Source organism: Rahnella contaminans (assembly GCF_011065485.1).
GTDB classification, from domain to species: domain Bacteria; phylum Pseudomonadota; class Gammaproteobacteria; order Enterobacterales; family Enterobacteriaceae; genus Rahnella; species Rahnella contaminans.
In genome coordinates, this window is the sequence record NZ_JAADJS010000003.1 from 173,961 (window position 1) to 186,476 (window position 12,516).

Annotated in this window: 8 protein-coding genes; 2 read left to right on the forward strand and 6 right to left on the reverse strand. The window is 51.7% G+C overall.

Translation table 11 applies throughout. The features are described from left to right. Nucleotides 1-5 precede the first annotated feature (5 nt). Nucleotides 6-1,445, forward strand: a complete 1,440-nt coding sequence (aldA, locus tag GW579_RS15585) for an aldehyde dehydrogenase (protein WP_152326679.1) — start codon at nt 6-8, stop codon at nt 1,443-1,445. A gap of 210 nt (nt 1,446-1,655) precedes the next feature. Continuing rightward, on the forward strand, nt 1,656-2,699 hold the full coding sequence (locus GW579_RS15590) for a coiled-coil domain-containing protein (RefSeq protein WP_165059937.1): 1,044 nt from the start codon (nt 1,656-1,658) through the stop codon (nt 2,697-2,699). Between the two features lie 111 nt (nt 2,700-2,810). On the opposite strand, the gene GW579_RS15595 is transcribed toward GW579_RS15590, so the two are convergent. The 6 genes from GW579_RS15595 to GW579_RS15620 form a co-directional block, all read right to left on the reverse strand. Then, on the reverse strand, nt 2,811-3,257 hold the full coding sequence (locus GW579_RS15595) for a hypothetical protein (protein WP_165059940.1): 447 nt from the start codon (nt 3,255-3,257) through the stop codon (nt 2,811-2,813). A gap of 191 nt (nt 3,258-3,448) precedes the next feature. After that, nucleotides 3,449-4,870, reverse strand: coding sequence for a hypothetical protein (locus GW579_RS15600; RefSeq protein WP_165059943.1), 1,422 nt, complete (start codon nt 4,868-4,870; stop codon nt 3,449-3,451). After that, nucleotides 4,854-6,776: a hypothetical protein gene (locus tag GW579_RS15605; protein WP_165059946.1), complete on the reverse strand. Its 1,923-nt coding sequence runs from the start codon at nt 6,774-6,776 to the stop codon at nt 4,854-4,856. Before GW579_RS15605 ends, GW579_RS15600 begins: the two co-directional genes overlap by 17 nt. A 10-nt stretch (nt 6,777-6,786) precedes the next feature. Next, nucleotides 6,787-8,445 (reverse strand): hypothetical protein, encoded by a 1,659-nt coding sequence (locus tag GW579_RS15610; RefSeq protein ID WP_165059949.1) that lies wholly within the window; start codon nt 8,443-8,445, stop codon nt 6,787-6,789. Between the two features lie 9 nt (nt 8,446-8,454). Then, a complete protein-coding gene (locus GW579_RS15615; RefSeq protein ID WP_165059952.1) occupies nt 8,455-10,290 on the reverse strand; it encodes a hypothetical protein in 1,836 nt (611 codons plus the stop codon). Between the two features lie 67 nt (nt 10,291-10,357). Continuing rightward, the gene (locus GW579_RS15620) at nt 10,358-12,508 is read right to left on the reverse strand and encodes a hypothetical protein (protein WP_165059954.1); all 2,151 of its coding nucleotides are present in this window, start codon (nt 12,506-12,508) and stop codon (nt 10,358-10,360) included. Nucleotides 12,509-12,516: the final 8 nt, after the last annotated feature.

Below are 12,516 nucleotides of genomic sequence, written 5' to 3' on the forward strand. Positions count from 1 at the left end.
CTGACATGGGCACAGTTCAAAAACGTATGTACATCAACGGTGAATTCGTTGAAAACACCGGCGGTAAGTGGATTGACGTGGTCAATCCGGCCACAGAACAGGTGATTTCGCAGATCCCTGAAGGCTCTGCCGAAGACGCGAAAAAAGCCATTGATGCTGCCGAAGCGGCGCAAGCGGGGTGGGAAGCGTTGCCCGCAGTGGAACGGGGCGTGTGGCTGCACAAAATCGCCGCCGGGATCCGCGAACGAGAAGCAGAACTGACAGAAACCATTATTGCGGAAGGCGGCAAAACCTACGGCCTGGCGCAAACCGAAGTGCTGTTTACCGCCGATTATCTCGATTACATGGCCGAATGGGCGCGCCGTTACGAAGGCGAAATCATTCAGAGTGACCGGCCAAACGAAAATATCTTTGTGTTCCGCAAAGCCATCGGCGTGACGACCGGTATTTTGCCGTGGAACTTCCCGTTCTTTCTGATTGCCCGTAAAGCCGCACCGGCACTGATCACCGGCAACACCATCGTGATCAAACCAAGTGAAATCACGCCAAACAACGCCATTATTTTTGCAGAAATCATTCACAAAATCGGTCTGCCAAAGGGCGTGCTGAATATCGTCACCGGCTACGGGCCGGTTGTCGGGCAGGAACTGGCCGCCAACCCGAAAGTCGGGATGGTCAGCCTGACCGGCAGCGTCGCCGCCGGTATCGCCACCATGACCGCTGCGGCGCAGAACGTCACCAAAGTCTCGCTGGAACTGGGCGGGAAAGCCCCGGCCATTGTGATGAATGACGCGGATTTGGATCTTGCGGTCAAAGCCATCGTCAGCTCACGCGTGATCAACACCGGGCAGGTGTGTAACTGTGCGGAACGTGTTTACGTGCAGGAAGGTGTGTACGACGAATTCATTTCGCGGATCAGCGTGGCGATGAAAAAAGTGACCTTCGGCAATACCGCTGAACAGAAAGAGCTGGATATGGGGCCGCTCATCAGCGGTGCGGCGTTAAAACGCGTCGAGGACAAAGTGGCGAAAGCCGTCTCGCAGGGGGCGAAAGTGCTGCTGGGCGGCAAACGTCACGGCGACAAAGGCTTCTTCTATCAGCCGACGGTGCTGGTGGATGTAAAACAGGATATGCCGATCATGCATGAAGAAGTGTTCGGCCCTGTGCTGCCGGTCGCGACATTCAAAACGCTGGAAGAAGCCATCGCGATGGCCAACGACAGCGAGTATGGTCTGACGTCTTCTATCTATACCTCCAATATCAACACCGCGATGAAAGCGCTGAAACAGCTGAAGTTCGGGGAAACCTATATCAACCGCGAAAACTTTGAAGCGATGCAGGGGTTCCATGCGGGCTGGCGTAAATCCGGCGTCGGCGGCGCAGACGGCAAACACGGCTTGCAGGAATATCTGCAAACCCACGTCGCATATCTGCAATTCCATTAATTTCTGCATGAAAACAGCCGGAGCGGGGGAAACCGGGTTCCGGCTTTTTGTATCTCAAGACTACGGCCATTAATCCTTCAAAACATCCGCTTAAAATAACTTCGATAAATAAAACAAATCCTATCTGATACAATGAGTAATTAGAATCTGATGCACCTAAGGTCTGCATCATGCGTGTCCTGAATATATCCTGCGAGCGAGCACGACAAAATGAGCGTGATACAGAGCCTTATCAAACAAGCCTTTGGCACCGGTAACAGCAATGAAGCGGCCACTTTTCTGGCCAGCGCGTGCAACCGGATGAAGGCAATGGATAAAACGTCCATCGCCCGCGAAGTGGAAAGCGCACTCAGAGGCGTCAGTTTCAGCCGCGCTGAAGGCGATAAAGCCAAAGTCAAAACCGTTTTTAAAGACACCGCCGTCACGCTCGAAAAACTGGTATCACTGGAAAAGCAGGTGCGCAGTCTGACCCATGAACTGGCCGTTGCACGCAACCAAACCAGCAGCGGGAATAAAGAAGACGTTCAGCGACTGGAAGGAGAATTATACCGTCTGAATACGCGGGTCAGCGAACTGCTGCGCCAGGCTGAAATACAGAAAAAACAGCACGCTGACGAACTGGCGCTGATGCGCGCACGTCAGCAAACTGCCGGGAATTCAGTTTCCGCCGAGCTGGAAGAGTCCAGAAATCTTGTCGCTTATATGGGCAGTCAGATGGCGGCGATGGCCGCTGCCCGCGACAGGCTTCAGGAGCAGGTGACCGGGGAAGAAGACAAACGCCACGCGGCTAACCGTCGTGCCGACGGTAATTACGCCTTGCTCGGTCAGCAGAAAGAACTGACGGCTGAGGCTAACCGTAAAGTCACGCAACTGCGTGCCAGTCTGAAACTGGAAGAGTACGAAGGGCAGAACGCGAAGAGTGAAAAAGCGAAACTGAAAAAGCAGCTCGCTGAAATTCAGGAAGAAAATACCCGTCTGGCAGAGCGCGTTCGCGATAACGAAGAAGATTGCGAACGCCTGAGCCAGGCGCTGGGTCGCACGAATCAGGAATTCGCCGCCTACAAAGCACAAAAACAGCGTTTAACCCGCTGGATCCATATCCCCGGCGCGATGATGGGGATCGCCGTTTCGGCGGTCATACTGTATACCGGCGCCCAGCCGGGACATCTCTATGACAGCCTCGCCCCCGCCGCCTTCCTCGGCTGCGTGGTGTACGCGCTATCCCACATGATCGCGTACACCCGAAAAGCATAACTTTTTATACGCAGCGCCGGAAATGGCTGCCACAACTCAGCAGGGATCTGGCCCGGAAAAATATTTCCTGCAAAACACGCATAAAATATTACCGGGCCTGATTTAGTCTGCTTATTTAAGCGCAAACATTTGCCATGCACCTTTGATATTTTTCAACTCAATATTACTGATTATGCAATGGTTGGGGTTACCCGGCTGCGGATCCGTGGACACCGTGGCATTTTTATTAATCAGCGTGGACGCATTGGTGCCTCCTGCCTGTTTTAAATCTTTAGATCTGCCGGTATCCGTTTTAATTAACGCTTCGACTTTAGCCTGATCAACGCCGGAATTCGCTTTAGAGCATAAGGCCGAAACGTTTTGTAAGGTGCCCGGATATCCATCCTGGCTGGCGTAATTCGCATCCGTATTAGCCGCACCGTAACGGACTACTAATGCCCCTTTAGGCACGTCGTTAACTTTTGCAAAAGATGACGCGGAAACCAGCAAACCAGCAGCAATAACGAGCATATAATGTTGTTTCATTTGAACCTCGCTAACAGATTGTTTTAAAGACATATGCAGGAAATCTGCACAGGTCACTTCACAAAAAATGGCCGAGGACAGATCGCAAAACAGATCATCTGCTTCGGGAATCTAACGCTAAATAATTTGTACAGAATCTTTATTCTCATATCAGATTTCGGGCATAGGCATCTCCTGATTGTGATATTTAAACTGACGGCATTCAGCCCTTTCCGGGTATTACATTACGGCACATAAATAATCTCAAACGTGGTGGTCTGGTTATTACGCTCCACTTTTCCTCCGTCGACGTAACGAATTTGCAGGTCATAGGTATATACGGGTTTTTTATCCGGATGCAGGATGAGATCAATCACCGATACTTTTACGATGGCGTCGTGATCCGGATTCGTTTTATTCAGTTCGAAAGTTTCATTCCCGATATTGACTAACATACGCTCGATCGGACGTGGCCCGGACGAACTGTAGGCCTGGGGATCACTTTTGAACGTAAGGGTATTGGAAATGTCCACGGGCGTGGACTGTGTAATAAAATCGAGCGGTTTATCCTTATATTTGTCATCCAGCGCAATTTTCACCGGCAATTTATCGGGATTGAATCCCTTGAACTGAACCTCCAGCTCCCCTTTGAGTAACAGGCTTTGCGGTGATTTTGAAAACAGCGCATCCCAGATTGTCACAAACTGACTGACCGGCAGGGTGAACGAATCTGCGACGCCGCTTTGCAGGTTAATCAGCGCATTCTTTTCCTCTGTTTTACCCGCGGGCAATTCCAGCTGTAATGCCAGCGTATCGGCATTGGCAAACGGGATCAGTTTTCCGTCAGGATGTTTCTGGGTGAACTGGTCTCTGGCGTTGGCAATCCGCGCCTGGTTCACCTTAGGCAGTAAAAAGTAGTCCATCGTGACGTTGACCTGATCCAGTTTCGTGGCGTTATCAGGGGCAGAAAATGAAAATGAGAGCATCGGTTTAAGGTCTGTGCCAAGACCAACCTCAAAGGTATCAGGCAGGTAATACAGGTAATTCTGGAGAACATAGTCCTGATAATAGTTGTAGGTCACATTCTGAAAAACCAGCGGCAGAAGTTTCAGTTGCAGTCGGGCGGGTGGCGGCAGAATGCCCTGATAAATATACGGATAGTAGTTTTCCGCGAAGTAGAAAACTTTAGGATCGGTGATCGTATTGGTAATGCTGTGATCGGTTTTGAGTGCAACGACCAGCGTGGTTTGCGCATCAAAATCAGACAAGGCGCGCAGCAACGCATCACGCTGTGCCAGCTCGTTCAGCTCAAGCTCTGCCTGATAAACATTTTCCGTTTCAGTCTCCATCACTTTGTCAAAGACCATTTCTTCGGCATTGCCGAAGGTGCTGAAGCTCAGCACAACATAAGGCGTTTGCGGAACCGGCTGGCTCAGCGCGAAGTTCAGCATCATCTTCCAGCTTGTGCCGTCGGTGCTGGTCGCAATTTCGTAGCGGGTTTCTCCTGAGATGATTTCGGTACACACTTTGGCGGTCAGCGCATCGGCCAGCACCGCCTGGGCAGCCCGGTAGCGCAGGTGTTTCCCCTCTGCAACCGGGAACTGTTCGCGAGCGTTTTGCAAAATAATTTGGTTCAGCGCCACCAGGTTATTAAGAAATATATTCATGGTTTTCCTCAGCATATTCAGTTTGAGCCAGAGATCTGAACTGATTCAGGCAGGGAGACGTCCAGAGATAGCGCCCGTCATGCCGGCGATAAAGCGGGCTTTCCCGTTGTCCTGCGGGCAATTGCCAGCAGGAAAGTGCATTAATCAACGGCGTGAGTTGCGGGATCCCCGCTTGTCGGGCGTAAATCAGTGTGGCCAGCCATTCCGCAGGGTGGGCGTAATACGGGGTTAATGTACTGAGCCGGTCGAAGTCACTGCCGCTCCATTGCACTGCCTGATTCAGCATCTGAGTAATGCGCGGATAAGCGGGCGGCAGAGGACTGCCTTCATCCGTCAGCCTGTGCAGCAAAATCAGGGCATTGGTGTTGACGCAACAGTCGAGCTGAGAGAGTTGGTTCTCATCCTGCATCCAGGTATAAAAGCTCTGACACTCAGCCCACTGGTTTTGCGTGGCTTTCAGGCGGGGATCTACTTTCCGCACCTGATAATTGTTCATATGAGAAAGCGTCTGCCGGGCCTGCGCGAGCGACAGTCGGCCAGATTTATAAAGCAGTTCGGTAATAATGGCCGTGTCATCAATATCGGCACAGATTTTCAGGTTCGCCATCCACTGAGGATGGGCGGCGGCTGGCCAGAAACTGAAATGGTGCGGACGGGTTTCACAGGTTGTCAGGAAACCGAGCGCCTTTTCAATGTACGGAGCCGTCTGCGCGGTGTTCTCCAGCGTGCGTAAGACCTGCGCGGTCACAAACGCATTTTCATCCTGATGCCAGCGCCCGTCGGGTGTTCTGACATACGACACAAAAGCACCGCTGGCAGACTGTTGCGCCAGTAAGGCTTTCAGGCTGAGCCGGGGCGTGTGTACTGACGGCGGCGATGGTCTGACCGGCAATGTCTCAAAATGACTATTCTGCGGGCTGAAAGTGCAGCTGATGGCACGGCTTCCCTGCCTGTCCACCGAAAAGCCCACCACGTTGAACTGTATGGGAATTTGCTCAGTAACCACCCGTTGCAGTAAAGGCAGCTGTTGGTCATTTTGCGTCAGCAGGTTCTGAACTGCGGGGAAAACCCGCTGATTATCACCAAAGAAACTTGCCGCCATCACAAACAGCGTGAAGCTTGCAGGCTTTGCATCCTGTCCATAAACCAGACTAAAACCGTAGGTTGTCGCCGGAAAAACCTGCCCGTTCAGGGTTTGTTGTACGGCCTGCTCCAGCAAGGGCTTCAGCGCAGGCCAAAGCGATTCACAGTCAAAAAAACGCATGACCGCCGCAATGTCAGCGTGCGTGATGTGCGCGCTATGCCATTGAAAGTAATACTCACGCGGCGAGGCGGATTGCTGCGGATATTCGCCGGTCATCAGCAATGACAATCCGGCTTCCCGGCAGGCGGCGAGGGAGAGATTCTCCATCGCGCCGGGCCAGTTCGTTTCGTCAAAACCACCGGACTGCACCTCGGAATAGATCTTCGTTTTCATCCCTTCAGGCGTATATTTTCGCCCCAGCCAGGAGCCAAACCGCAGCGGTTGCGCGCTTTGGTTTTGCATTATGGCTGCCGCATCAAAACGAATGTCAGCGTCATTCTGCGAAACCGGCGCAACTATCTGCCGGTAATGGCGGGCAAACGCGTCTATCCGGCGATCTTCTGCGTAATAAGGTAAAAAGGGATCCAGAGTGCAGGCAAGCGCCTGCGGTTTTGACGTCGAAACAGTAAATTCAAGCGGACAGCCGTTGTAGGCCAGCAGGCTGGTATTAAAAGCCGCCGCTAGACCGCCGGACGCCAGACGTGCCTGCGTGAAACGGGCAATTTCCGCGGTCAGCGTTGCCCGCAGATAAGGCGCTTCCCGGCAAAGTGCGTTAACCAGGGCGTTCCATGCCACTGGGATTACGGTATTAAGTTCGACCATTGTCTGTCGCCTACGCTACTGCCGGAATAACGATAGCGGGCGGGTTTTCGCTGCCATCAAGCGTCGTTGTCTTACCGCCGACTAAGAAGTACGTGATTTTGTAGTGAACGTTCCACGGTTTCTCGGTCAGACAGCGGTATTTAAAGGTCTGGGCTTCGCTTTTATCTTCGCTGAAGGTGTACTTTTTGCTTTTTTTGCTCTGCTTATCGTCCGTATAAGCCAGCTCGACGATCAGCTGGTTGCAATTCTCCCACGAAAATTTCTTGTCCAGAAAAATGGAGATTTCATTGAATGTCAGCACTGAGCCGGGATCGAGATTCAGCAAAGTTGAAGCCGATTGTGATTTTGGCTGGTAGCTGCTGCTGCCTTCCCAGCCGGACGTAGCGGCTGATTTAAAAATAAACTCGCTCTGAATATCGAACAGTTCATTGGTGTTTTTACTCCGGGAGATATTCTTTCCCCATGTCCCGTCGTCGGCGGTGAACGGCGCGGCGGTATACACCTGATTGTTGTAGCCGATTTTGAAGCTCGCGGCTTTAATGCCGTATTCATCAAATCCGTCCGGCCCGAGCACGGTGAAGTCAATTTTCTGGAAGAAGGGATCGTTAACGTTGACTTCAATGAAGTAGGGAGGAACCTTCTTCGCCCGCAGGATATCGCTGCCGATAAAGTTTTGCGGCACCGCGGCCTGGGTGATCGCCTGCGACGAGATGTAGTTGAAGTTCAGCGCTTTCGTCTCTTCGATGCGCACCATTTTTATCTCCAGTGATGCGCTGGGGAAGAGCCCGCCTTTTCCGCCTTCTTCGTCCTCTTTTTTGTCGCTGGCGATCAGGGAATCCAGAATGGAGGAACTGGCCGATTTCGCCTGAGTATTGCTGTCATCGTTGGGGCTCAGCGAAGCGGTAAAGAAGCTTTTCAAAATCTCTTCTTTGACAAACTGCAACGCCCATTCCTTTTCTTTTTCCGCCTGATCGCCTGGCATACTTTCAGTGACCTTGATGATCAGTTTCTGATCCTGCTGTAGCTTTTTGATGACGCTGTCAAAACCCAGCCAGAAGCTGGCGGGCGTTTCGACCGGGATCGGAATATTGGCCCCAAATTTAAGATCAAACTCTTTATAAAGGCTTTCGAGCTTGGCTTCGACTTCCACTTTTAAGGCTGGCGTGATGCCCGTAAAACTGAGGTTGTACGCCACGGCGGCCGGTGCCTGCGCCTGATTAAACGCGGCTTCCAGGATCACCGCTTGTTCCGGCGTTAATTTCGCGCTGAAGATCGCGCTGTTTTTGCCAAAAAGGCTGGGGCTTTGGGCGCTGATTAGCTCGCCGTTCGTCCCTTCCGCACCCAGTACAAAGAAATTCACCGTGCCTTTGTCAAACATCACCTGCGTTTTGCGCGCCGTTTTCGGATCCACCTTGAGTTTGCTCAGGTACTCCTGGAATGCGTTGTTGAGTACATCTTCATCAATAGACGTGTTCACCTCGAAGTTGATGTAGCCCCCTTGCTGACCGCTGCCGTCGCCGGTGTATTTAATCAATGAAAATACCGGCTTTTTGTCATTTTCCGCGATATGGATATCACCGGGTAAATACCAGAACTGCTTGTCATCGGAGTCATCAGCAAAGAAGGTGATGTTGTTGATGGTTTGTGTTCTTTCTCTAAGTAATAACATGGCGTTTCCTTAAATGAGGTTGGCGATATTGATACTGTCTTGAACGGTTGCGGTTTGGACGTACTCGGGGTGATCACCGCCTTTGCCATCCTGGTAGGTGAACCAGATATCAAGGTTGACGGTGAGCCGCGCAGGGTCTGGCTGATCAGCGCTGAAACGCTGAATGGCGGCGTCTTTTTCGGTAAATTGAAAGACCTGTTGCAGGCAGGCATTCTCGTCAGTGGGAGAATAAGGGTAGCTGACCGACACGATCACTTTTTCGACCTCCTGCCAGTCCATGTTGGCGGAAAGTGTTAATACCCGCTGGTGATACAACGAGGAGAACAGCGAGATATCCTGGCTGGTCGGCTCTTCAATCACGGCGGATAAATGCGGCGAATTGACCTCACTGCTGTACTCCTTGCTGACGTCAAAGAGATACAAATCGGGGTCCGGCAGCGTGACCGGATAATCTTCTTCCCGGGACGTGGGGGTGATCTGAAAAATTTTTGACACGATGGGGCCCGGCAAGAGCCTGTGGCGGCAGCGCACGGTAACCAGAACCGACTGATACCAGTTCCAGTTAAACTGGCTTGCTGCGCGGATAAGAAAATCATAGCGGGCATAAACGGAATCGAGATCCAGATAAATGTCGTCCAGCTCAGTTTGCAGATCGCCGGAACTGACGGACGTCACGCTCCCAAAAGGCTTATTAAAATAGACGATAAAATCGTACCCGACGGGCCACAGCATTTTCCCCGTTTTCGGGTCGGTAATGCTCGGTGCTTTGAAATGCTTGGGCAGAACGTCGCCTTTACGGAAGGCATATTGCTGGACGTTGTCGCCATAACGCAGGCGCGCCATCACCAGCTGAATATTGCTGTCCAGCTCGGGCGTCAGTAAGTTTATCTGCACGTTTCGGGAGGCAAAAAAATCATCCTGCAGATCCGTTTCCGTGATCACGCGGCCGGCCTGATAGTCCGTGCCTTTGACCAGTTCACTGAATAAAGCCTGCGGATAAACCGAGCGTTTTACCACCGTCGTTTCGCTCAGTTTTCCGCTCAAACGGCGCTGCTCAATGTCTTTAACAGAAACCCGCTGCAGATAAAAACCGGCCTGTGGCCGGGGTTGCGCAGGGACATCGGCAAACACCGGGGTAAAGAATTCGCTGAGCAGGATCTGCGTCAGTTCGGCACCGGCCTGCGCGATATGTTTGTCGGGATCTGTGTCGCGGACTTTGATGGTCACGATTTTATCGGTGATCAGCCGTGACGAGGTATTTTCGATATCGACCGAAAAAAACAGCAGGTTGAAGCCCATCGATTCTTGCAGGAACTCATAAACTTTGTCCCAGCTGGCCTCAAGTTCAAAGGTTGCGGGCGGCAGCTGTTGCAGATAATCGATTTTGTAGCTGACCGTGACAGGTGCCGTTTCCGGCTTCGCCATCAGGCTGGTCAGCAGGGCGATATTGTCTTGCGGGCCGAGCCTGGCCAGCAGATAGCAATTTTGCTGGTCGTTCAACGCCGTCTTACTGGTTAGTCCGGTAATGAAACCGGGAATATTCAGCGTCGCGCTGCAGGAAATAGCCTGCAAGGGCAAAAGCACCGCATCGCGCGGGATATCCGTGCTGGCATCTGCCGCTGCGCGCGCGGCTTCAGGGCTGCTGACTAATAAAGTTTGCAGTGACAAGCTGGCATAATAAACGGTGGCCGGTTCGCTGCTGTTTCTGAAAATCTGTAGCTGGACCGCGGGCTGATCGTCGCGGGTGACCATAATGCCCGGCGCTGCGGCGCAGTAAAAATAAACAGGTCTGTCCGGGTCGGCACGGATAAAACAAATGTTTTGCACTATGATCTGATTATTCATCGCGACAATCCTGCGTGACGGAAGTAAAAACAGGGCAACGTTGATTGCCCTTTGTTATTTCAGAGCATCAGAACTTCACCACCACAATTGTCGTGGTGTTCGATACCTTATCTGTTTTCGTTTTCTCTTCGCCTTTGTCACCGAAATACACGGTCGAGACATAGCTTATTTCCGGCTCATTGCCCGCTTCTGCCTGCATGAGATTGAAGGTCAGATATTGGGTCATCGACTTACTGTCGAATTCGGTGATGGCAATACTTTGCGATTCACTGAAGTCCCATTTCGGGTATTTCACCGTCATTTCATAGGTGATCAGCGTGACGTCTTTCTGCGTTGGCTGGAAGATAACCGTGTACTTCTGCGCTTTAGGCAGGGCGTTAGGGATCAGGATCTGATTGCCCTGCGTCAGGCCATAACCCGGCAATTGCGGGCTGGTCTCAACGCCATTGGGAATGTAGGTCAGGCTGTCGCCATTGATGGCGTAGTAATCGGCAGAATAATAAATCGGTTTATCCACGGTCGTGCCGATGGGATAAATGAACGGTTTAGGCGGTGCGGATTCGCTGATGACCTGGCTGGTGGTTTTAAGATCAACCCCCTTATCGGGATCGGAATAGCGCGTTTTAACCACCACCTGGCTGAAGACTTTCCATCCCAGCGGGTCGAGCAGGGTAGAAATATCGGCGTAAACGACGCCACACTGTGCGGTGTTAATGGAGATGATCAGATCCCTGTCGCTCTGAATATCGCCGGAATGATAGGGTTTGGCCTGTGTACCGCTGAAGTTAACGGTGTAGGAATATTTAAACGCGCGGCCCAGCTCCGGCTTGATAAACCATTTGTCGGTTTTTTTCGGATCCATATCTTTAGGGTTAAATTGCAAGGTGCTCTGATTGTCTTTGTCGTAGATGGCCGTCACGACAATATTGGCGATGTTATAGGTCGCCAGATCCTGAGTGACATAGAACTCAGGCTGAATAAATTGATAGAACGGATCGTTCAGGTCGTACTCTTTGAAATAATCCTTCAGGTTCGCTTCGCCCACGATGGACTGGATAGACGGCAGCTGGGTTTGCGGTGCGATGGCAAAGGAAACGACAGAGTTTTCGTCATAAACCCGGGTAAAACTTTTGGTCTGTTTGAGGCTTTCCTGGAATTTACCAAAGTTACCCGCGTCATTTAGCATATCGAGACTCATGTCCAGGCCGGTCTGACTGCTTAAGATTTGCTCAACCTGTTTCTGCCCCCACGCCGTCAGACCCTCTTTCCACTTGATGTACTGATCGGCCGTCATCCCCATTTCTGCCGCGGTCAGCCCGACCTGAACATCAATTTTAATGGCCCCTTTCTCAATGTATTCGCGTTCAATCTTTTTCTCATCTGCCGACCACGTATGGTAAGAGATGGTTTGCGTGACCGACTTGGTGATTTCGCTGTCGTAGCTCACCGTTACTTTGGCCGCAGGCAGGGAAGCGTCCAGATTGAAGTTAAAACGAACGCCGACGCTTGAGTTTTTATCGGTGCCCGCCAGCACATTTTCAAACAGGGTGGCGCCTTCGCCGGTCAGTGTCAGCCCGAAAACGGTTCTGTTATCGCCTAAACCAGATGGCGATAAAGGCGTCGGGATCTGACGGTAGAATTTTTCATTGTCATCAAGAATTAATGTGGCCTGCGCCGAGGTGTAGTTAGGCTGCAACAGCTTAATTTTCTGTGCTTCTTCCGGCATCAGCTCAGGAAGAAACTGGTCATTGCCTTTGCTGCTGTCATACAGCGACACAAATTTGCTGGCCTGATCGGTGTCAAGGCCGGTATTTTTCAGCGCAGCGTCCATCGCCGCTTTTTTAGTCTGGTTTTCCGGATCCGCTGCCGAAGCCTGTTCGGCTTTAACATAGGTGACAATCAGGGTGGATTTCGCCGTCAGCTGGCCCTGAATATTGCCAAACAGTTCAGCGCGGATTTTGGCTTGCAGATCATCGGGAGGCAACGGCAGCATCACGGTAAACTGGGCATAACCGCCTTGCATGTCTTCGCCGCGATATTTATAGAACATAAAACTGGGGCTGTTAGCGTCGCGGGCAACAAATACCGGGATTTCGGGCACGACGTAATACGTATTCTTGTCCAGGCTGTCGCCGTAACAGGTACAGATATATTCAGTTTCGCCCAGATACTTATCCGTTGGGATTTTGATCGACTGCTGCAAAGCGGTGGTTAACATAGGGCATT